The sequence below is a fragment of the Streptomyces sp. NPDC057302 genome (genome assembly GCF_042667685.1).
Taxonomy (GTDB): Bacteria; Actinomycetota; Actinomycetes; order Streptomycetales; family Streptomycetaceae; genus Streptomyces.
On sequence record NZ_JBHUZJ010000017.1, the window covers coordinates 19,544 to 38,898 of the forward strand.

General features: G+C 71.4%; 19 protein-coding genes and 1 pseudogene. 8 read left to right on the forward strand and 12 right to left on the reverse strand.

The window, feature by feature from the left end:
- Positions 1 to 23 precede the first annotated feature (23 nt).
- Positions 24 to 449, reverse strand: a complete 426-nt coding sequence (locus ACFUPX_RS15080; RefSeq protein ID WP_383321142.1) for a GNAT family N-acetyltransferase — start codon at positions 447 to 449, stop codon at positions 24 to 26.
- 100 nt (positions 450 to 549) lie between these two features.
- Here ACFUPX_RS15080 and ACFUPX_RS15085 point away from each other — a divergent pair, with 100 nt between their 5' ends.
- Both ACFUPX_RS15085 and ACFUPX_RS15090 read left to right on the forward strand, forming a co-directional pair.
- Positions 550 to 2,124 (forward strand): PQQ-binding-like beta-propeller repeat protein, encoded by a 1,575-nt coding sequence (locus ACFUPX_RS15085; protein ID WP_383321145.1) that lies wholly within the window; start codon positions 550 to 552, stop codon positions 2,122 to 2,124.
- A gap of 94 nt (positions 2,125 to 2,218) precedes the next feature.
- On the forward strand, positions 2,219 to 3,847 hold the full coding sequence (locus ACFUPX_RS15090; RefSeq protein ID WP_383321148.1) for a PQQ-binding-like beta-propeller repeat protein: 1,629 nt from the start codon (positions 2,219 to 2,221) through the stop codon (positions 3,845 to 3,847).
- Positions 3,848 to 3,859: 12 nt separating this feature from the next.
- Here the strand turns inward: ACFUPX_RS15090 and ACFUPX_RS15095 are convergent.
- The 3 genes and pseudogenes from ACFUPX_RS15095 to ACFUPX_RS15105 all read right to left on the reverse strand — a co-directional run bounded on the left by ACFUPX_RS15095 (position 3,860) and on the right by ACFUPX_RS15105 (position 8,176).
- Positions 3,860 to 4,700, reverse strand: a pseudogene (locus ACFUPX_RS15095) (TIGR03621 family F420-dependent LLM class oxidoreductase).
- 48 nt (positions 4,701 to 4,748) lie between these two features.
- On the reverse strand, positions 4,749 to 7,313 hold the full coding sequence (locus tag ACFUPX_RS15100) for an ABC transporter permease (protein WP_383321151.1): 2,565 nt from the start codon (positions 7,311 to 7,313) through the stop codon (positions 4,749 to 4,751).
- Positions 7,314 to 7,327: 14 nt separating this feature from the next.
- Positions 7,328 to 8,176, reverse strand: a complete 849-nt coding sequence (locus ACFUPX_RS15105; RefSeq protein WP_383321154.1) for an ABC transporter ATP-binding protein — start codon at positions 8,174 to 8,176, stop codon at positions 7,328 to 7,330.
- 211 nt (positions 8,177 to 8,387) lie between these two features.
- On the opposite strand from ACFUPX_RS15105, the gene ACFUPX_RS15110 reads away from it, so the two are divergent.
- From ACFUPX_RS15110 to ACFUPX_RS15120, 3 genes are all read left to right on the forward strand, one after another.
- Complete coding sequence (locus ACFUPX_RS15110; RefSeq protein ID WP_190078868.1) at positions 8,388 to 8,615, forward strand: antitoxin; 228 nt, start codon at positions 8,388 to 8,390, stop codon at positions 8,613 to 8,615.
- 3 nt (positions 8,616 to 8,618) lie between these two features.
- On the forward strand, positions 8,619 to 8,990 hold the full coding sequence (locus ACFUPX_RS15115) for a fic family toxin-antitoxin system, toxin component (RefSeq protein WP_383321157.1): 372 nt from the start codon (positions 8,619 to 8,621) through the stop codon (positions 8,988 to 8,990).
- Between the two features lie 143 nt (positions 8,991 to 9,133).
- Entirely contained in the window at positions 9,134 to 9,496 is a 363-nt protein-coding gene (locus tag ACFUPX_RS15120; protein WP_383321160.1) for a VOC family protein, read from the forward strand.
- Between the two features lie 31 nt (positions 9,497 to 9,527).
- Here the strand turns inward: ACFUPX_RS15120 and ACFUPX_RS15125 are convergent, their stop codons facing one another.
- The 4 genes from ACFUPX_RS15125 to bioB all read right to left on the reverse strand — a co-directional run bounded on the left by ACFUPX_RS15125 (position 9,528) and on the right by bioB (position 13,945).
- Entirely contained in the window at positions 9,528 to 10,199 is a 672-nt protein-coding gene (locus tag ACFUPX_RS15125) for a class I SAM-dependent methyltransferase (RefSeq protein WP_383321163.1), read from the reverse strand.
- 501 nt (positions 10,200 to 10,700) lie between these two features.
- Positions 10,701 to 11,432 carry a dethiobiotin synthase gene (gene bioD / locus ACFUPX_RS15130; RefSeq protein WP_383321166.1) on the reverse strand — a complete coding sequence of 244 codons (732 nt, stop codon included), beginning with the start codon at positions 11,430 to 11,432 and terminating at the stop codon, positions 10,701 to 10,703.
- 1 nt (position 11,433) lies between these two features.
- Positions 11,434 to 12,768 carry an adenosylmethionine--8-amino-7-oxononanoate transaminase gene (locus ACFUPX_RS15135; RefSeq protein WP_383321169.1) on the reverse strand — a complete coding sequence of 445 codons (1,335 nt, stop codon included), beginning with the start codon at positions 12,766 to 12,768 and terminating at the stop codon, positions 11,434 to 11,436.
- Positions 12,761 to 13,945 carry a biotin synthase BioB gene (bioB, locus tag ACFUPX_RS15140; RefSeq protein ID WP_383321172.1) on the reverse strand — a complete coding sequence of 395 codons (1,185 nt, stop codon included), beginning with the start codon at positions 13,943 to 13,945 and terminating at the stop codon, positions 12,761 to 12,763. The genes ACFUPX_RS15135 and bioB overlap by 8 nt, the downstream gene beginning before the upstream one ends.
- A 162-nt stretch (positions 13,946 to 14,107) precedes the next feature.
- Between bioB and ACFUPX_RS15145 the strand changes: the two genes are divergently transcribed.
- Complete coding sequence (locus ACFUPX_RS15145; RefSeq protein ID WP_383321175.1) at positions 14,108 to 15,250, forward strand: 8-amino-7-oxononanoate synthase; 1,143 nt, start codon at positions 14,108 to 14,110, stop codon at positions 15,248 to 15,250.
- Here the strand turns inward: ACFUPX_RS15145 and ACFUPX_RS15150 are convergent, their stop codons facing one another.
- Both ACFUPX_RS15150 and ACFUPX_RS15155 read right to left on the reverse strand, forming a co-directional pair.
- Positions 15,251 to 15,475 carry a DUF397 domain-containing protein gene (locus ACFUPX_RS15150; RefSeq protein ID WP_383321178.1) on the reverse strand — a complete coding sequence of 75 codons (225 nt, stop codon included), beginning with the start codon at positions 15,473 to 15,475 and terminating at the stop codon, positions 15,251 to 15,253.
- 9 nt (positions 15,476 to 15,484) lie between these two features.
- Positions 15,485 to 16,345 carry a helix-turn-helix domain-containing protein gene (locus ACFUPX_RS15155; RefSeq protein ID WP_383321181.1) on the reverse strand — a complete coding sequence of 287 codons (861 nt, stop codon included), beginning with the start codon at positions 16,343 to 16,345 and terminating at the stop codon, positions 15,485 to 15,487.
- A gap of 270 nt (positions 16,346 to 16,615) precedes the next feature.
- Here ACFUPX_RS15155 and ACFUPX_RS15160 point away from each other — a divergent pair, with 270 nt between their 5' ends.
- Positions 16,616 to 17,083, forward strand: coding sequence for an ATP-binding protein (locus ACFUPX_RS15160; RefSeq protein ID WP_383321184.1), 468 nt, complete (start codon positions 16,616 to 16,618; stop codon positions 17,081 to 17,083).
- Here ACFUPX_RS15160 and ACFUPX_RS15165 read toward each other — a convergent pair.
- A complete protein-coding gene (locus ACFUPX_RS15165) occupies positions 17,072 to 17,983 on the reverse strand; it encodes a LysR family transcriptional regulator (RefSeq protein ID WP_383321187.1) in 912 nt (303 codons plus the stop codon). The two genes, ACFUPX_RS15160 and ACFUPX_RS15165, sit on opposite strands and share 12 nt — an antisense overlap.
- 130 nt (positions 17,984 to 18,113) lie before the next feature.
- Here ACFUPX_RS15165 and ACFUPX_RS15170 point away from each other — a divergent pair, with 130 nt between their 5' ends.
- Positions 18,114 to 18,743, forward strand: a complete 630-nt coding sequence (locus ACFUPX_RS15170) for a LysE family translocator (RefSeq protein WP_383321190.1) — start codon at positions 18,114 to 18,116, stop codon at positions 18,741 to 18,743.
- On the opposite strand, the gene ACFUPX_RS15175 is transcribed toward ACFUPX_RS15170, so the two are convergent.
- Positions 18,721 to 19,293, reverse strand: coding sequence for a DUF6328 family protein (locus ACFUPX_RS15175; RefSeq protein WP_383321193.1), 573 nt, complete (start codon positions 19,291 to 19,293; stop codon positions 18,721 to 18,723). The two genes, ACFUPX_RS15170 and ACFUPX_RS15175, sit on opposite strands and share 23 nt — an antisense overlap.
- Positions 19,294 to 19,355: the final 62 nt, after the last annotated feature.

Sequence of the window (19,355 nt, forward strand, 5' to 3'; positions counted from 1 at the left end):
GCGAGTACCCCGACCCCGGCCGCTCAGTCGGCGAGGTGCTTGACCCAGCGGCTCCACTGCGGCTGGGGCGCGTAGCCCGCGGCATGCCACGCGTGGTGGGCCTGCTCGTTGCGGTTCAGCACCATGGCGTCACCCCGGCGCCCGCCGAGCCCCAGGAAACGCTCCTCGGCCGCGGCGAGCAGTGCCGAGCCGATGCCCTGGCGGCGGTGGTCCGGGTGCACGGCCAGCCGGTACAGATGGCACCGCCAGCCGTCGAAGCCCGCTATCGCGGTCCCGGCGAGCCGGCCGTCGCGCTCCGCGAGCAGCAGGGCGTCGGGGTCCCGTGCGACGAGGCGGGCCACTCCCTCCCGGTCGTCGCTGATGCTCGTCCCCTCCGCGGCGTCGCGCCAGAACCGCAGCACGGTGTCGATGTCGGAAGGGGTCGCGCGGCGGATGTGGAGATCACTCATGGGGAGATGAAAGCAGTGCGGCTGCCTCTCCGGCGAGCGATAAAAACTTTTTCTAGAAAAAGACTCTAGAAAGGGCGTTGGTTGGGTCAGAATCTCACTCATGGTCAATCGTGAGCCCGAGCAGCCGGTGCACCGGCCGGTGCCCGGCAATCCCTATGCCCAGCCGCCACCCTCCACGGGTACCGAACGCAGGCTGGGTGTCGCCCTCGCCGCCGGCGCCCTCGCCCTGGCCCTGATCGGTGTGGGCGTCTACGCCGTCACACAGGGAGATGCGGACGGGGGCGGGAACGGTTCCCGTGAGCCCGTCGCCGGGCAGACACGGCAATCGCCGGACGGCGGGCGGGAGTCGGCAGGCTCGGACCGGGACGGCGACGCGAAGGACGACGGGCAGGCCGCCGTGATCGACGTCAACGCGGGGCGCAAGCCCGGTGAGGCCAAGGCCTGGCTCGCCATGAACGACATCGAGCTGCCGGGCAAGGGCGCACAGCTCCTGGACCTCTGGCACGTACCGGGGATCGTGGCCCAGGCCGAGTACGACGAGGTCACCGGCTACCGGACCGACGACGGCTCGAAGGCATGGTCGGTGCCGGTGCCCGGAACGGTGTGCGACACCCCGGTCAACCCCACACCGGACGGCAAGGTCGTCGTCGTCTACACGAAGCGGAAGTCCGAGCGGAACACGGAGTGCGACCAGCTGCGGATGATCGACCTGAAGACCGGCAAGAAGGGCTGGCACAAGGAGCTCGTCGACCACGGCTTCTGGGACGACACCAGCATGACCCACGTCTCCATCACGGGCAGCACCGTCATGGTCGACCAGAGCGCCACCATGCGCGCCTACCGGATCGGCGACGGCAAGCGGCTGTTCACGACGGAGCGGGAGCGAAAGGGCGGCTGCTCCCTCGACGGCGTCGCGGGAGGCTCACGGCTGCTCCAGGTGGAGTCCTGCGCGCCGGGCAGCCCCGGCACGCACGGCCGCCTCAAGCGGCTCGACCCCCGCACCGGCGACGTCAAGTGGAACTACCGCACGAAGAAGGGCTGGAACATCCGGAAGGTCTACTCCGTGGACCCCGCCGTGGTCGCCGTACAGAACCGCGAAGAGATGGAGAAGTGGGCCGTGGTCGCCGTCGACGACAAGGGGCGTCAGCGCTCCTGGATCAGCGCCGACAAGGGCCCGCACGCGTTCGAGATGTGCGCGGGGGCGGGCGACTCCGGCGAGGGCGTGCAGAACTGCCCCGGGGCCGCCGTCGTCGCGGACACGTTCTATCTGGCGAGCGAGCCCAAGGACGGCGTCCTTGGGCCCAACAAGATCGTCGCCTTCGATCTGCGTACGGGAAAGCCCAAGTGGACCGGTGCGGTCGAGGGCGGGCGGCAGATCACGCCGGTGGCGGTGGCACCCGGGTCCTCGGGAGCCGACCGGCCCGGGGTGATCGCCTACGCGCGGGCGCAGGACGGCAAGAGCGGGCAGACCGTGCGGTTCGGCCGCGGTGGCGGCAAGCCGGACGTGCTGCTGCGCCACACCTCGTCGGCCCAGGAGATGGAAGCCGCTATGTTCGCCGGGAACACGCTGTACGCCGACGGCCGGTTCTTCGTCACTCCCACGCGCCTGGACGGCAAGGCGCACGGCGGCAAGGGCGAGGAGGGCAACGCCCGCATGCTCGCCTTCGCCCGGTGAGGCCCCGCACCGGGCGCCCCCGTGCCCCCACAGGCGGCCGGGCCCAGGCCCCGACCTCGCAGCAGACCCCACCCGTCCCAGCCGTGGAGCCACGATGACGCAGCCCTCCCCGCCGCCCGAGCAGTCCCCGCAAGGCCCTCAGCCTCCCCCGGGCGCCTTCGGCCCGCCCCCGCACGGCGCCTTCGGCCCGCCCCAGCAGGGGCAGAGCCCCGGCTTCGGCCCGCCCGTCGCCCCGCCGCCCAGCGGCTTCGGCCCGCATCAGGTCTACCGGCCGATACCGGCGCCCACCCCACCACCGGGCGGCGGAGGAAGACGGCCGGGGCGCCGCACCGCGATCGTCGTCTCCGTCGTCGCCGCGGTCGCCCTGATCATCGGCGGCGGAGTCTGGTACGTCGCCTTCTCCGGCGACGGCTCGAAGGACGGCAAGGACACGACCGCGGCCAAGCCGGCCGGCGACAGCGCGAAGCCCGCGTACGCGAAGCCCGAGGAGAAGCCGCCGGCCGACCCCAAGGCCTTCTTCAAGGGGAAGGGCGTGCAGCCCGAGCTGCCCAAGGGGGAGAGCACCTGGCAGGTCAAGGGGTCCTGGCTGACCGACAAGGTGTTCGTCAAGGCCTCGGTCGACAAGCTGGTGGGGCTCGACGCCACCACGGGCGCCGACGTGTGGACCCTGCCCAAGCCCGGCATGGCGTGCGCGGGCTCCCCGGACGTCGGCAAGGGGGGCATCGCCGTGGTCGTCACGGGGGCCAAGGTCCACGACGAGCGCGGCTTCCGGGCCCCGTGCACCGAGGTCACCGCGTTCGACGTCGAGCGGGGCAAGAAGCTCTGGACCAAGTCGATCACCATCGGCTACCAGAAGGAGAAGACGGCGTTCAACCAGGTCACCATCAGCGGGGACACGGTCGCCGTCGGAGGCCTCTACGGCGGCGCGGCGTTCGATCTGCGCAGCGGCGACGTCCTGTGGGAGCCGAAGCAGGGGGACAAGTGCCGCGACGTCGGTTACGGAGGCGGCGAGCGTCTTGTGGCGGTCCGCTCCTGCGGCGACTACGGGTCGGAGCGGTTCACGGTCCAGCTCCTGGACCCGGCCACCGGGAAGTCGAAGTGGACCCACAAGCTGCCCGAGGGCGTCCACGCCCCCAGCGTGGTCTCCACCCAGCCGGTGGTGGTCGCCCTCGACTCCGGTGAGGTCAGCGCGTCCGGCGCCACGGACGTCTTCTCGCTCGACGAGAAGGGCGAGCGGCGTACGAGGATCTCGCTGCCGGACGACAAGTACCTGCACGAGTGCGGCACCGCCTCCATCGTCCAGGACTGCCGGGGCATCGTGGCGGGCAACGACAAGCTCTACGTCCCCACCGAGCAGCGTGACGGGGCGAAGGAGTACTCGTCGACGAACGACATCGTGGTCTTCTCCCTGGCCACCGGAAAGACCACGGGGGAGCGGGTCGAGGCGGGCGACAGCTCGCCCATCTTCCCGATCCGCATGGACGGCGGGAACGTCCTCGTCTACAAGAGCTCCCCGTTCACGCAGGTGGTCTCCCTCGACGGCAAAACGCTGAAGAAGGAGACGGTGCTCCTCGACGCGGGCACCCGGCCGAGCACGCTGTCGCCCCTGCGGTCCGAACTGCTCTACCGCCACAACAAGCTGTACCTCAGCTCCGACCTGCTGGGCCGCCCGTCGACGAAGGGCAAGGCGACGGTGATGATGTACGGCTTCGCCGCCAAGTAGCGGGCCGGGCGTTCACTCGCCGCCGAGTTCCTCGACGACCGGACCGAACGCCTCGAAGTACGGTTCGAGGACGGTGATGTACGAGAAGCCGTACCGCTCCCGCTGGGCGCGCAACTGGTCGGCGATCTGCCGGGCGGTGCCGAGCAGCAGGAGCGGCAGGTCGAGCGCCGCGTCCTCGGTGAGCCCCGGAATGTGTTCGAGGACCGGCCGGATCGCCGCCCGGCGGTCGCCGGTCACCTCGACCAGCTGGATCAGCAGGTTCAGCTCGGCCGGTGCGCAGCGTCCCGCGGCGAAGCGCCGGTAGGCGGCGACCCGTTCGTCCAGTTCCCCGGGCGTCAGGTGGCTCATCTTGCCGCTGCTGTCGCCCGGGGCCGCCTTCGCGCCGGTGAACGCCGCGATGTCGGCGTGCTCGGCGGTGAGCCTCAGCATGCGGTCGCCGTTGCCGCCGACGAGGAGCGGTGGGCGGGGCTTCCGCAGCGGCCGCGGCAGATGCTCCTCCGAGCCGAGGAGCTTGTCCAACTCCTCTATGGTGCGCCGCAGATGGTCCACGCGCTCACCGGGCGTGCCCCAGGGCAGGCCGGCCGCGTCGTGCTCCGGTTTCACGTAGCCCGTGCCGAGTCCCAGCTCGAAGCGCCCGCCCGTGAGCGCGTCCGTGGTCGCCACCTCACGGGCGAGCAGCATGGGGTTCCAGAATCCGGTCGACCACCGAGGGGAACGGAGCGGGCATGCCGAGATGGTCGGCGACCAGGATGACGTCATAGCCGAGCGCCTCTGCCTTGCGGCACTTCGCGCGCCACTCGTCGCCGGTGGAAGGGGTGACCATGTTGACCCCGAAGCGGAACGGGCGGGCCATCAACGCTCCTCAAGAATATGGACAGTTGGACAGGTCCGCCGCAGTCCATCACTCGTGCGCGATGGCCGCCAGCACATTCATGCGCGAGGCGCGCAGCGCGGGCAGCAGCGCCGCGGCCAGGCCCACGAGCACCGAACCGATCAGCACCGCGATCACCGTCGTCCAGGGGATCGCGAACGCCGTCATGCCCTGGAGGGCGAGCACCTGCTGCGCCGCCAGGCCCCACACCAGGCCGAGCGCGAGCCCGAGCAGCGCGCCGAACACCGCGATCACCACCGACTCCAGACGGATCATCCGGCGCAGCTGCCGCCGGGCGAGCCCGATGGCGCGCAGCAGGCCGATCTCGCGGGTGCGCTCGACGACGGAGAGGGCCAGGGTGTTGATCACGCCGAGGACCGCGATGATGATCGCCAGGCCGAGCAGCGCGTAGACCAGGTAGAGCATCACGGCGATCTGCTCGCGGATCAGTTCCTTGTAGTCGGCCTGGTCGCGGACCTGCACCTGCGGGTAGGGGTCGAGTGTCTTCTCCAGGCGGTCGCGCAGCGTGTCGGCGTCCGTGCCCGAGGCCGCGTTCACGTACAGCGCGGAGTCCTGGCCGCCCGGCACGAACTCCTCGACCGTCTCCATGCCGAAGAAGATCCCGCCCTCGACGCCGAACCCCTCGGCTCCGGGCTGGTCGGTGAGCGCGCCCACCGTCAGCTCCGTCTTGCGCCCGCCCTGGAACTCCACCCGCAGCTTCGAGCCCGTCCGCGCCTTGTGGTCCCGCGCGAAGTCCCGCTGCATGGCGATGCTTCCGGGCGCGAGCGCCCGCGAGGTGTTCCCCGAGACATAGGTGACGCGGGCGACGTCGTCGAGGCGCGGGTCGTAGCCCGCAGCGGTCGTCTCCACGCTCTTGCCGTCCGGCATGGACACCTTGACGGGCGCGAACCGCTGGCGCACGACGAGCCCGGCGCCCTCGGTGTCCCGCACCTTCTCGGTGATCTCCTGCGAGAACGGCATGAAGTTGCTGTTCTGTACGACGAAGTCGGCGCCCAGCGTCTTGTCGATCTGCTCGTCGAACGACTTGGTCATCGACGCGCTCGCCACCGACATGCCGCTCACCAGCGCGAGGCCCACCATCAGCGCGGCGGCCGTGGCGCCCGTGCGGCGCGGGTTGCGCAGCGCGTTGCGCTGGCTCATCCGGCCGACCGAGCCGAACAGGGCGGGGAACGCGCCGCCGAGCACCCGGATCACCGGGCGGACCAGGAGCGGTCCCGCGATCACGGTGGCGATCAGGGTGAGGACGAGGCCCAGTCCCAGCAGCGACGCGGCCGACGAGGTCTTCTCCGCGGTGGCGCAGCCCACGAGCGCCGCCGCGCCGGCCGCCCCGACGGTCAGGCCGACGGCAGCGCGGATCTTCAACGGCCGCCCCACGCCCGCGATCTCCGCGTCGGCGAGCGCGGCCATCGGCGAGACGTGCGCGGCACGCCGGGCCGGGAGATACGCCGCGACGAACGTGACGCCGACCCCGACGACGTACGAGGCGACCGGAGTTCCCCACCCGATGACCATCTCGGTGGACTTCAGGTTCATCCCGAACAGGCCCATCAGCTCGATGAGCCCGGCCGCGAGCCCGATCCCCGCCGCGAGACCGACCGTGGAGCCGACCACGCCGAGCAGCACCGCCTCGGTGAGCACGGAGCGGCGGACCTGCCTGCGGTCGGCGCCGAGCGCCCGCAGCAGGCCCAGTTCGCGGGTGCGCTGCGCGATCAGCATCGAGAAGGTGTTGACGATCAGGAAGATGCCGACCAGGACGGCGATCCCGGCGAAGCCGAGCATCACGTACTTGATGACGTCCAGGAATCCGCCGAGTTCGGACGCCGCCGAATCGGCCTGTTCGTCGGCGGTCTTGAGGTCGTAGCCCGAGCCCAGTTCGGCAGCGATACGGCGCTTGAGACCGGTGTCGCTCACGCCGGGGGCGGCGTCCACCGAGATGCCCGTCGCCGCGTCCTTGTTGCCCAGGAGCTCACGCTGGGCGGTCGCGGTGTCCAGGAAGACCAGCGCGGCGCCGGGGTTGGTGGTGGTGAAGGTGACGATGCCGACGACCTCGACCTCGAAGGAGCCGGGCGCGGCGAGCACCGTGAGGGTGTCGCCGATCCCCACGTCCTTCTTGTCGGCCGTGTCCTTGTCGAGCAGCGCTTGGTCCTTGCCGCGCGGGGCGTGCCCCGAGGTCAGCTCGACGGGGCTGCGGTCGGTGGCGTACCAGTTGGTGGCGATGGTGGGGGCGCCGGTGGTGGAACCCACCGGGTCGTTCTCGCTGTCGACGATCGTGATGTTCTCGACGGCCGCGTCGACCCGCGTCCTGGCGACCCCGTCGATCCCGGCGACGCGGTCGGCGAGCTTGGCGGGGATCGTCGGCGTCTGGCCGGAGGGCACCGCCTCGTCGAGGTTCTCCTTCGGCTCGACGGTCACGTCGGCGGACGTCGAGGCGAAAAGCCGGTCGAAGGTGCGGGCCACCGTGTCGGAGAAGATGAGGCTGCCCGCGACGAACGCCACCGAGAGGATCACAGCGAGCGCGGAGAGCAGCAGCCTGCCCTTGTGTGCGAGGAAGCTCCTGAGCGTCGCCTTCAGCATGGCCGCGGGCCGCCTCAGTCCCGGTCCGGCTTGCCGTCGGCGCCTTCGGCTTCGGTATGGCTCTCCTGACGGCTCTCCTGCGGCAGCGCGTGCATCGCGTCGAACCGCTTGAGGCGTTCGAGGACCGACTCCGCCGTCGGGTGCGGCATCTCGTCGACGATGCGGCCGTCCGCGAGGAAGAGCACCAGGTCGGCGTGGGCGGCGGCGCCCGGGTCATGGGTGACCATGACGACCGTCTGCTCCAGCTTGTCGACGGCCTTGCGCAGGAAGCCGAGCACTTCGAGGCCCGCGCGTGAGTCGAGGTTGCCGGTCGGCTCGTCCGCGAAGATCAGTTCGGGGCGCGAAGCGAGCGCCCGCGCGCAGGCCACCCGCTGCTGCTGGCCGCCGGAGAGCTGGGCGGGCCGGTGCCTCAGGCGGTCGCGCAGGCCGAGCGTCTCGATCACGTGGTCCAGCCACGCGCGGTCGGGGCGCTGGCCCGCGATGTCCATCGGCAGCGTGATGTTCTCGACGGCGTTCAGGGTGGGGATGAGGTTGAAGGACTGGAACATGAACCCGATGCGGTCCCGCCGCAGCCGCGTCAGCTCCCGTTCCTTGAGCCCGGTGATCTCGGTGTCGCCGAGCCACACCTGGCCCGCGGAGACGTTGTCGAGCCCGGCCAGCAGATGCATGAGCGTGGACTTGCCCGAACCGGACGGGCCCATGACCGCCGTGAAACGGCCGCGCGCGATGTCCACGTCCACCGAGTCGAGAGCGAGTACGGCCGTCTCACCGGAGCCGTACGCCTTGGTCAGACCGCGTGCGCGTGCGGCGGCCCCGGCGGGCTCCGCACGTCCTGTGGCCGGTGCCGAAGCAGGTGTGGACAAGGCCGCCTCCTGGGTCGTGGCCGTTCCAACTCCCGTAATCCTGCCGAGAGTAGAGGGTCGGGGCGGGTGCCGGTATCCCTCCAAGGTCGTGAACCGGATACGCATGTAAGGGGCACTGGTGCAAGGGACGCCGGCCGGGCTCCCCGAGTGCGCCCCCGTGCCCTCGCACGCCCCCTTGTCGGTGCTAGCGCCGCGGCGCTAGCTTGAAGGCATGGCGAAGACCCAGCTGAACGTGCGGGTGGACGAAGGCACCGCTCGGGCGGCGCGTGAGCGTGCGCTGGCCCGCGGGATGAGCGTCAACCGCTACATCGAGGAACTGGTCAAACAGGACGCCGGCGAGGTCGGACACACCTTCGTCGAGGCCGCCGCCGACTTTATGAAGCAGTACGAATCCGTCTTCGCCGAAGAGTTCGGTCCCGAGCGCGAGGGTCGTCGTTAGCCCTTGAACCTCAGAATCGATCTTGCCTGGCTGTTGATGATCGCCGAACACAAGACGCCCGGAGACCCGCAGGTCACCGACTGGGGTGCCCTGGTGGCCGCCGTCAGCCGGCACGAGGCGGAGATCTTCGGTGTGCCCGTCTACGAGAGTCCGCACGACCGCGCCGCCGCCCTGCTCCAGGTGCTTCTGCACATCCCCGCCCTGGAGCGCTCCAACGCGCTCTTCGCCTCGTCCGCCGCCTACGCCTATCTCGTCGCCAGCGGAATGAAGGTCGTCACCTCGCCCGAGCAGGTGCGCGAACTGGCCCGCCTGGTGAAGGAGGACGGGGCGAGCGTGGGGGCCATCGCGGACGAGCTGCGCAAGTGGAGCCTGTAGCGGTTCTCGCGACCGGCTCTGTTCGGTCCGCTCTTGTAGCCGGTTCGGCTGAACTCCAGTCCTCAGGAGGTCAGTTCACGCGTCGTCGATCATGCGGCGGGGATAGGTTCGGCGGGAGAGAGCCGCACTTCAGGAGGACGCTCATGCCCGCCGCCATCCAACCGATGATCATCACCCCGGATCTCGACCGCCTGCTGCGGTTCTACCAGCAGCTGCTCGGCGCCGAGGAGGTGTCGAGGACGCCGGAGGAGGGGCCCGCGTTCTTCGTGGACCTGCGCATCGGCGACTGCGAACTCGGCGTCGTCTCGGACACGACCGTGCCGCTCGACACGCCGCAGCGGATTCTGCTGAGCGTGGCGGTCGAAGCGGTGGACGACCTCCTCGAGCGCGTCGACTCCCTCGGCGGTGAGACGCTCGGTCCTGCCAACGACATGCCGTGGGGGCAGCGCGTCGCGCACATCAAGGATCCTGACGGCAACGCGGTCAACCTCACGCAGCTGATCTGACGCCGGTCCGTGGCGCCGGGCGCCGGACGGGTCAGTCCTTCTCCGGCCGCCGTGCCGTGCCGAGCACGCAGTACGAAGAGGGCAGCCGCGGACCTTTAGCGGGCACCAACAGCCGCCGGTACGGCCCGAGTTCGAATCCCGCGGCACGCAGGGCGCCCACCGTGTCCCGCGCGACGTGACAGCCGCCGAAGAGCAGTGGCCAGAGCGTGCGGTCCAGGGCGCGCTGCGCGGTCGCCATCCCCGCGCCCGGAGCCACGCCGTGCTCGAAGAACCGCAGCTCGCCGCCGGGCCGCAGGACGCGACGCAGCTCGCCGAGCGCACGGGGGACGTCGCGCACGCTGCACAGCACCAGCGAGGCCACGGCGCCGTCGAAGGCCTCGCTCTTGACGGGCAGCGCCTCGGCCGCGCCGGGCACGACATCGACCGGTACGTCGGCCCGCACGGCCGCGGAGGCGGCCAAGTGCCGCAGGATGCGCTCCGGTTCGATGGCGACGACCTCGGAGACCCTTCCCGGATAGTGCGCGAAGTTCAGGCCGTTGCCCGCGCCGACCTCGATCACACGACCGGAGAGACCGGCGAGCAGCTCCTTGCGGTACGTCGCGATCACGCGCTCGGCGGCCACGCTCTGGCGGGCGTAGAACCTGGCGAAAACAGGATGGTGCACGGCGTCCCGGGACGCGGCTTTGGCAGAGCGAGGTGACATGGGCCCTCCTCGGCGGGGCGAGCGGATACCGCAATGGTGCCCAGGCGGCGCCGCTTTTCCCCATAGGGACGCCGACGAGTCGCCCCGGCGGCGACGGGGCGATGCGGGTGCTCGGGGAGGGGCGTCAGGGGCGGGCCGGAGGCGGGGACGGGGGAGAGGGCGGGGGGGGAGGGCGGGGGAGAGAGGGCGGACGCGGCCTGAGCCGCCCCGGCGCCGAGGGACCCCACCTGACCCCATCTGACGCTGCCGTGCGCCCGTACGGCGGGGGTGCCCGCGTACCGCTGCCGCCACCCGCATCCGGGGCGGAGAGCTGAGGCAGGACAGGCCAGCCTCAGCTCTCCGCCCCGAGAGCTCTCCGCCCCGAGCCGCGAATCCGGCCACCGCAGCCCAGCGGTTGCCGTGGCACCGCAGATGACCCATGTGCCGTCTGTCGCCGGGCGGCACATGCGTCACCGTGTGCGTTTGCGGGCCTCGGCCTTCCCCCGGTCCAAAGCCCCTGCGTCAGTTCCCCGTCGCCGCGGCCTCCCGAGCCGTGAACGCCGCCGCGTCCCACGTGCCGCCCAGTTCCGGCGCCAGCCAGGCCCCCGCGCGGGCGCGGAAGTCCGCGCGCGAGAGCGCGCCCGCCTTCTCGGGGACCGCGCCGAGCAGTGGCGCCGCCGCCTGTTCCGGCAGGTCCGCGAGGTTGCAGCGTGCTGCCAGGTCGGGTGCGGCGGGCCAGCTGCCGATCGTCACGCCCAGGGGGGACAGCCCGCGGGCCCGCAGCGCCTCCGTGGTGAGCGCCGTCATGTTCAGCGTGCCGAGGCCCGCCGGTGTGACCACCAGGACCGGGGCCGCGAGGAGGCGCGCGGCGTCGGCGAGGGAAGCGCCCTCGTCGTCGTAGCGCACGAGCAGGCCGCCCGCTCCCTCGATCAGGACCAGGTCGTGCTCCGTCGCCAACTTGCGGGCCGCGTCGGCCACTTCGTACGGACGGACCGGCGCCATGCCCGCCCGCCGCGCCGCGGTGTTCGGAGCCAGCGGCTCGGGAAAGCGGGCGAGTTCGAGGGTGGTGATCTCCTCGCCCGCCAGCCGCGTCACCTCGTCCGCGTCACCCGGCTCGCCGGGCGCGACCCCCGTCTGCGCGGGCTTGAGCACCGCGACACCGCGCCCCGCGGCGAGCGCGAGGGCTGCGACGGCGGCCGTCGTGACCGTCTTTCCGATCTCGGTGCCGGTACCGGACACCACGATGACCGTCATCTCAGCCCTCCTTCGCCGCCGCGCACACCGCGCGCCCGATCCGTGCCACGTCCTCGTCGCTCGTGATGAACGGCGGCATCGTGTAGATGAGGTCGCGGAACGGCCGCACCCACACCCCCTCGCGCGTCGCGGCGCGCGTGGCCGCCGCCATGTCCACGTCGTGGTCGAGCTGCACGACGCCGATCGCGCCGAGTACGCGTACATCGCGCACGCCCGGCAGCACGGCCGCCTCGGCCAGCGCGTCCCGCAGCCCCGTCTCGATGCGTTTGACCTCGGTCTGCCAGTCCTGCCCGAGCAGCAGGTCGATCGACGCGCCGGCCACCGCGGTGGCCAGCGGATTGCCCATGAACGTCGGGCCGTGGGCCAGGACCGGCACCTCGCCCCGCGAGATACCGTCCGCCACCCGCGACGTGCACAGCGTCGCCGCCAGCGTCAGATAGCCGCCGGTCAGGGACTTGCCCAGGCACATCACATCGGGCGTGACACCCGCGTGGTCCGCGGCGAACAGCCTGCCCGTACGGCCGAACCCCGTGGCGATCTCGTCGAACACGAGCAGCACGTCATGCTCGTCGCAGGCCTCCCGCAACACCCGCAGATAGGCGGGGGAGTGGAACCGCATACCCCCCGCGCCCTGCACCACCGGTTCCACGATCACGGCGGCGAGATCGTCGGCGTGGCGCCCGATCACCTCGCGCAGATGGTCGGCGTACGCGTCGTCGTACGCCTCGAACCCGGCGGGCGGCGCGTCCGCGAACACCTGCTGGGGCAGCGCCCCCTGCCACAGCTCGTGCATGCCGCCCTGCGGATCGCACACGGACATGGGCTGCCAGGTGTCCCCGTGGTAGCCGCCGCGCCAGGTCAGCATCCGGCGCTTGGCCGGACGGCCGAGCGAACGCCAGTGCTGCAGGCACATCTTGATCGCGACCTCGACCGACACCGAACCGGAGTCCGCGAGGAAGACATGCTCCAGACCGTCCGGCGATATGTCGACAAGACGCTTCGCCAGGCGGACGGCGGGCTCATGCGTGAGCCCGCCGAACATGACATGGCTCATCCGGTCCAGCTGGCCGCGGACCGCGTCGTTGAGCACCGGGTGGTTGTAGCCGTGGATCGCCGACCACCAGGACGACATGCCGTCGACCAACTCGCCCCCGCCGTCCGCGAGTCGAAGGCGCACCCCGCTCGCCGACTCGACGACCAGGGGCTCCTGGCGGCCGGGCATGGGGCCGTACGGGTGCCACACATGGCGGCGGTCCAGGTCGAGCAGTTCGGGCACGGAGAGGTCGGAGTGCCCGGAGGAGGGGGAGAGTGGGGAGAGGGGGGAGCGGTCAGGCATTGGGCGCCAGGTCCGTTCCCGCGCCCCGGCGGCGTACCGCCACCAGGTCCGTACGCGCGTCGGACTCCGCGGCCTCGCCGGCGGCCGTGGGCGCCGCGTCGGACGAACCGCACGGCCCGCAGCCGCCCCCGCCGTCCCCGTGCGACCCGCACCCGGCCGCCGCCGGTGCGTCCGCGCGGTGCTCCGGCAGCGTCACCGTGTCCGTGCCCTCGACCTCGAAACCGGCGTCCGCGATCATCTCCAGGTCGGTCTTGCCCGCCTGGCCCTCACTGGTCAGGTAGTCGCCCAGGAAGATCGAGTTGGCGAGGTGCAGGGCCAGGGGCTGCATCGTGCGCAGATGCACCTCGCGGCCACCCGCGATGCGCACCTCCACGTCGGGGCAGACGAACCGGACCATGGCCAGGATGCGCAGGCAGCGCTGCGGGGTGAGGTTCCACTCCTTGGCCAGCGGGGTGCCCTCGAAGGGGATCAGGAAGTTGACCGGCACCGAGTCCGGGTCGAGGTCGCGCAGCGCGTAGACGACGTCCACCAGGTCGTCATCCGTCTCACCCATGCCCGCGATCAGGCCCGAACAGGCGGAGAGGCCCGCGGCCTGCGCCTGCTGCACGGTGTCTACGCGGTCGGCGTACGTGTGGGTGGTGGTGATCTCGCCGTACGTCGCCTCGGACGTATTGAGGTTGTGGTTGTACGCGTCCGCGCCCGCCGTGCGCAGTTTGTCCGCCTGACCGGCGGAGAGCAGTCCGAGGCACGCGCACACCTCGACGCCGTCGTTCTGGTCCTTGATCGCCTCGATGGTCCGCGAGACGCGGTCGACGTCGCGGTCGGTCGGACCGCGGCCGCTCGCGACCAGGCAGACCCGCTTGGCGCCGCCCGCGACGCCGGCCGCTGCCGCCTGTGAGGCCTCGTCGGGCTTCAGCCAGGTGTACTTGAGGATGCCGGCCGTCGAGCCCAGACGCTGGGAGCAGTACGAGCAGTCCTCGGGGCACAGGCCCGACTTGAGATTGACCAGATAGTTGAGTTTCACCCGCCGCCCGAACCACTGCCGCCGTACCTTTCCGGCAGCGGCCACCACGTCGAGAAGCTCGTCGTCGGCGGTGGCCAGCACGGCCAGCGCCTCTTCACGGGTCGGCAGCTCGCGCCGAAGCCCCTTGTCCACCAGCGTGTTCAGCAGATCCATGGCGCTGATCCTGACGTACGGAAGCCTGCCTTTCCAAGGAGGATTCGCACAACAGAAACGCTTTGAGGTGTGGGTATTGCCACATCCTGGCCCGGTGGCCTGAGGGCTAGGGTCTGTGCACTGTCTACAAACCGGCCAGTGCCGACGACCCGGAGGAACCCCATGGTGAGCTCGCCGTTCGACTGGATCGACGAGCAGGCGAGCCTGCGCGCGAGGGCCGGACTCGTCCGCACCCTGCGCCCCCGCCCGGCCGACGCCGGTGGCCTTCTCGACCTGGCGAGCAACGACTACCTGGGCCTGGCGAGGCACCCCGAGATCATCGAGGGCGCGTCAGCCGCGGCCCGGCGCTGGGGCGGCGGAGCGACCGGCTCCCGCCTGGTCACCGGCTCCACCGAGCTGCACGCGGAACTGGAGCGCGAGCTCGCCGAGTTCTGCGGCTTCGAGTCCGCCCTGGTCCTTTCCTCCGGATACGCCGCCAACCTCGCCGCCGTCACCGCCCTCGCCCCGCACGGGTCGCTCATCGTCTCGGACGCGGGCAACCACGCCTCGCTGATCGACGGCTGCCGCCTGGCGCGCGGGACCACGCAGGTGGTGCCGCACGGCGACATCGAAGCGGTGCGCAAGTCGCTGGACGGTCACGCGGGTCCCGCGGTCGTCGTGTCGGACACGGTCTTCTCGGTCGACGGGGACGCGGCTTCACTGACCGAACTCTCTTCCGTTTGTGGCGAGGCCGGCGCCGGTCTCGTCGTCGACGACGCCCATGGACTCGGCGTGCTCGGCGACGGCGGACGGGGCGCCCCGCAGGGAGCCGGACTCGCGGGCTCCGCCCACACGGTGGCCACAGTCACCCTCTCCAAGTCCTTCGGCAGCCAGGGCGGCGCGGTCCTGGGCCCCGCCAAGGTCATCGACCATCTGGTCAACGCGGCCCGTACGTTCATCTTCGACACCGGGCTCGCCCCCGCCGCCGCGGGCGCGGCCCTGGCCGCGCTGCGGCTGCTGCGCAGGGAGCCCGAGCGTGCCGCGCGGGCCCGGGAGGTCGCCGCCGAGCTGCATGAACGCCTCACGGCACAAGGTCTGTCGGCGGTACGCCCGGACGCCGCCGTCGTCTCCGTGCGCGCACCGTCACCGGAAGCCGCCGTGCGGTGGGCCGCCGACTGCCGGGGCGCGGGCCTCGCCGTCGGCTGCTTCCGTCCGCCGTCGGTGCCCGACGGCATCTCGCGGCTGCGGCTGACCGCCCGAGCGGATCTCACCGGCACACAGATCGCCGATGCCGTACGGGTGATCAGCCGCACCGCACCCCGGTAGTCACCGGAGGCCGTGGACGAAGGCCTCCCATGTCGCGGACGAGAAGAGCAGGGCGGGCCCCGCCGTCCTCTTGGAGTCGCGCACGGCGAGCAGCCCCTGCTTCGGCCCTGAAGCGAGCGAGGCTGTCTCCACGCAGTTGTTCATGCCGTTGCTGCGGCTGCTGCGATGCCACTGTGCGCCGTGCAGAGATGTGCTGTCGGGTACGTGCCGAGGCAGTGCAGTCATGGTGCCCCCTTACGCGCCGTCACCTATCCCGGCGATGTGATCCGTTGATTCCTCGGGTGAAAGTGCTTTTCCCTGAAGGGAGTTGAAGGCCTCCGTGTATGCCTGGAGGTCTTCTCTCCGTTCGAGGTAGAGGCTACTCGTCAAGTGGTCTAGAACAACCACATCCAGATCAGCAATGTTCGGAAAGGAGAAAATAACGAAAGATCCGATGAGGCCCACGTGCTCTCCGGCGGCGAACGGCAACACCTGAAGTCGTACATGGGGCAACTGTGTGGCTTCCAGTAACCGTTTCAACTGGCCGTCGAGCACCTGTTTCCCGCCCACCGGCCGGTGCAGCACGGCCTCGTCCAGGATCACGCTCAGTCGCAGCGGAGGGCTCGCGCGCAGCACGTCCTGACGGGCCAGACGCACCTCGACCAGCGCGTCCACCTGCTCGTCCGGCAGCCCGTCGAGCGCGGCCCGCGTCACCGCACGCGCGTAGTCCGGCGTCTGCAGCAGACCCGGCACGACGGTGGTCTCCAGGGTGCGCATCCGACAGGCCTGTGACTCCAGGCTGATGAAGTCGCGGTACGCGGGTGGCAGCAGCTCGCGGTAGGCGTGCCACCAGTGGCGGCGCCCGCCGTCGTCGTCCGAGCCCGCCAGCGCCACCAGCAACTGGCGCAGTTGGGGATCCTGCACCTCGTACGCCTCCAGCAGCAGACGTACGTCGGCCGCTTTGACGCTGCTACGCCCCGTCTCGATCCGGCTGACCTTCGACTGATGCCAGCCGACCCGGTCCGCCGCCTGGCCACTGGTGAGCCCGGCGTGCGTGCGCAGTGCACGCAGTTCGGCGCCGAGTTTCCGGCGGCGCACCGCGGGCCCGTAGCGCATGTCCGTCTCCTTTCGGACGGAGCCTCCTTTTTCGGCCTCCCTCCGCCCTCTCACCGGCGACAGTAGAGGAAGCGCCAGCCTGCCACCCAAATACGGTCTCTCGTAGCAGAGTTCACCGCTTCGAGCGACAGATATATGCACTTCTTGGTGGATGGCCACCTGTGAGCACCCTAAGAGTGGCAGGCTGGCGCGAAGCACCATTCCGGGACTGTCCTCGTGCCTTCCGCTACGAGTCGGAGCCGAGCCCCGGTGGGAAAGGGACACGTCGCCATGGCCGACCTTCAGGAAGCATCCGTCACCCTGCCGAGCGATCCTGCCTCGGTCTCCGCGGCCCGGAAGTTCGTCTCGAACGTCCTCACCGAGTGGGGCCTGCCGAGGGACACCGAAGAGGCCGACACGGTCCGGCTGATCGTCTCCGAACTCGCCACGAACGCCGTCCAGCACACCCGGGGCCAGTCGCCCACCTTCACGGTGGACGTCGAGCTCGACCGGGACGAGCAGCTGCGCATCGGCGTCACCGACAGCCACCCCCGCTACCCCAAGCGGCTGCCCGCCGCCGTCCAGCAGGACAACGGACGCGGCCTGGTGATCATCCGCTGGCTGACCATGGAGTGCGGCGGCAGGCTGTCCGTCACACCCACGCCCGAGGGCGGCAAGACCGTCTGGATCGCGCTGCCGTGGACCGCGCCGGTCCGCGGCCAGACAGCGGCTCCCTCGGCGTCGCCCTCACCCCGTTGAGCGTCCGAAGGCGCCCCGGAGCAGGGCCCGGAAGGTGTCCGCCGCGGGATGCGGCTCGTCCGTGCGGTGGACGACCGAAATCGTGCGGCGCAGATCCCCGGGCTCCAGCGGCCTGACCCCCACCGGAGTGGCCGCCGTCCGCGCCACCATCTCCGGTACGACGGCGACGCCGAGCCCGGCGCTGACCAGCGCGCACACCAGTGCGTAGCCGGGGGTCTCGACCAGGACCGCGGGCGTCGCCCCGGCCCGCACGAGCGCGGACTCCACGCCTCGCCGGGGCGGATGCGTCGGCGCCATGCTGATCAGCGGCTGCCCGGCGAGCTCGGCCAGGGGCAGCCGCGACGCGGCGCCCGCGAGCGCGTGTCCGGGCGAGGTCACCAGGACGAGCTCCTCGACCAGGACCGGCTCGGCACTCACGGACGCGGGCAGCGGCACCGGATCCGAAGGCTCGTACGTGTGCGTGAGGGCCAGATCGACCTCGCCCGCCGCCACGGCCGCGACACCGAGCGGCGGTTCATAGCTCCGTACCGTCAGCTCGACGTCGGGATGGGCCCGGCGGAACGCGGTCAGCGCGGGCGGCACCAGATGGATCCCGGCGGTGGTGAAGGTCCCCACGCGCAGCCTGCCGCCGGACAGGCCCGCCAGCTGGGCCAGTTCGTGCCGGGCCTGCTCCATCTCGTCCAGGACCCGGCGGGCCCGCGCGAGCAGCAGCTCGCCCGCGCCGGTCAGCCGTGCCCCGCGGTGGTGGCGGACCAGGAGCGCGGTGCCCGCCTCGCGTTCGAGCTTGGCCAGCTGCTGGGAGAGGGCGGGCACGGTGTAACCGAGGCGCTCGGCGGCGCGGGTGATCGACCCGGCCTCGGAGACCGCCACCAGTGCGGCGAGCCGCGTGGGGTCGTACATGGCCGCTCCCGGTGCAGGAGCCGACGGGTGGTGGGGCGGTCCGTCGGCCGTGGGGCTAAACGACTGCTTAAGGCAGACCCAGGATATTCCACATACCTGCTGAAGGCAGAAGAACGGCAGGCTGGACGCCATGGACGCACAACTGCTCGCCTTCACCGCGGTCGCCGCGGGCATGGTCGCCATGCCGGGCGCCGACTTCGCGGTCGTGGTGCGCAACTCCCTCGCCTCCCGCCGCGCCGGGATCACCTGCGCGATCGGCGTCGCGGGCGGGCTCCTGGTGCACACGGCGCTCGCGGTGGCCGGGGTCGCGGCGGTCCTCACGGCGGTTCCCACACTGTTCCGGGCGCTTCAGGTACTCGGCGGCGCCTATGTGCTCTACCTCGGCTGTCGCGCCCTGCGGTCGGCGGCGCGGCCCCTGGCGGACTTCGGCGCGCCGGACGGCGGGGAGCGGACGGCGGCCGGGGGCAGCCTGCGGCAGGGCTTCCTCACCAACGCCCTCAACCCGAAGGCGCCCATCACCTTCCTCAGCGTCCTGCCGCAGTTCGTGCCCGACGGGAGCCCCGCGATGCCCAGGACGCTGCTGCTCGCGTCCATCATCCTGGCCCTGGCCCTGGTGTGGTTCCCGGTCGTCGCGCTCCTGGTCGACCGCCTCGGGCGCCGGCTGCGCAAGCCGCGTACGGCCCGTGCGATCGAGGCAGGCACAGGAGTCGCGCTCAGCGTGCTCGGCCTGGTGCTCCTCATCGAGGCCCTGACGGTCTGACGTCGTCAGAGGCGCCGGTGTCCGGGGTCGTGCCCCTTCCCTCTCCCTGGCGCTCGCCCGCGCCGCGCACCAGGACGGGAAGCAGGCCCCAGAGGCCCGCGCACATCAGCAGGGTGCCCGCGCTCGCGATGATCCCGCCGGTGCGGCCCACCGCCACGTCCACGACCAGGAGCACCGAACCGGCGAGCGCGAACACCAGGACCGCCATGCCGATACCGGCGAGCCGGGACGACACCCGCACGATCCGCGGCTTGGAGTGCTGCCCGAAGAGCGACCGGTGCACGGCGGCCGGCGCGGTGAACAGCGCGGCGGACAGGACGGCGAGGAGCAGCGTGGTGACGTACGTCGTGCGCTGCACCGTGTCGAGCGAGGGAAAGCGCTCGGTGAAGGCGAGCGTCAGCAGGAACGCGAAGAGGATCTGCACCCCGGCCTGCGTGACGCGCAACTCCTGCAGGATCTCGGCGAAATTGCGGTCGGCGCGCTCGAACGTCGTCTCGTCGCGAGCTTCGGAGGGCTCGTTCCTGGAGGGGGAACCGTTGTTTTCGGACATGGCGACCGAGTATCCGCGCCGACGCGCACCGCGCAGGGCGGGCGCGCCGGGCGGAGGGCCGG

Coding starts and splice junctions, on each gene's coding strand:
- ACFUPX_RS15125 (WP_383321163.1), bottom strand. CDS start 10,199: ATGTCACCTCGCTCTGCCAAAGCCGCGTCCCGGGACGCCGTGCACCAT.
- ACFUPX_RS15120 (WP_383321160.1), top strand. CDS start 9,134: ATGCCCGCCGCCATCCAACCGATGATCATCACCCCGGATCTCGACCGC.
- bioD (WP_383321166.1), bottom strand. CDS start 11,432: ATGACGGTCATCGTGGTGTCCGGTACCGGCACCGAGATCGGAAAGACG.
- ACFUPX_RS15150 (WP_383321178.1), bottom strand. CDS start 15,475: ATGACTGCACTGCCTCGGCACGTACCCGACAGCACATCTCTGCACGGC.
- ACFUPX_RS15175 (WP_383321193.1), bottom strand. CDS start 19,293: ATGTCCGAAAACAACGGTTCCCCCTCCAGGAACGAGCCCTCCGAAGCT.
- ACFUPX_RS15160 (WP_383321184.1), top strand. CDS start 16,616: ATGGCCGACCTTCAGGAAGCATCCGTCACCCTGCCGAGCGATCCTGCC.
- ACFUPX_RS15085 (WP_383321145.1), top strand. CDS start 550: ATGGTCAATCGTGAGCCCGAGCAGCCGGTGCACCGGCCGGTGCCCGGC.
- ACFUPX_RS15135 (WP_383321169.1), bottom strand. CDS start 12,768: ATGCCTGACCGCTCCCCCCTCTCCCCACTCTCCCCCTCCTCCGGGCAC.
- ACFUPX_RS15170 (WP_383321190.1), top strand. CDS start 18,114: ATGGACGCACAACTGCTCGCCTTCACCGCGGTCGCCGCGGGCATGGTC.
- ACFUPX_RS15100 (WP_383321151.1), bottom strand. CDS start 7,313: ATGCTGAAGGCGACGCTCAGGAGCTTCCTCGCACACAAGGGCAGGCTG.
- ACFUPX_RS15145 (WP_383321175.1), top strand. CDS start 14,108: ATGGTGAGCTCGCCGTTCGACTGGATCGACGAGCAGGCGAGCCTGCGC.
- bioB (WP_383321172.1), bottom strand. CDS start 13,945: ATGGATCTGCTGAACACGCTGGTGGACAAGGGGCTTCGGCGCGAGCTG.
- ACFUPX_RS15110 (WP_190078868.1), top strand. CDS start 8,388: ATGGCGAAGACCCAGCTGAACGTGCGGGTGGACGAAGGCACCGCTCGG.
- ACFUPX_RS15090 (WP_383321148.1), top strand. CDS start 2,219: ATGACGCAGCCCTCCCCGCCGCCCGAGCAGTCCCCGCAAGGCCCTCAG.
- ACFUPX_RS15080 (WP_383321142.1), bottom strand. CDS start 449: ATGAGTGATCTCCACATCCGCCGCGCGACCCCTTCCGACATCGACACC.
- ACFUPX_RS15155 (WP_383321181.1), bottom strand. CDS start 16,345: ATGCGCTACGGGCCCGCGGTGCGCCGCCGGAAACTCGGCGCCGAACTG.
- ACFUPX_RS15165 (WP_383321187.1), bottom strand. CDS start 17,983: ATGTACGACCCCACGCGGCTCGCCGCACTGGTGGCGGTCTCCGAGGCC.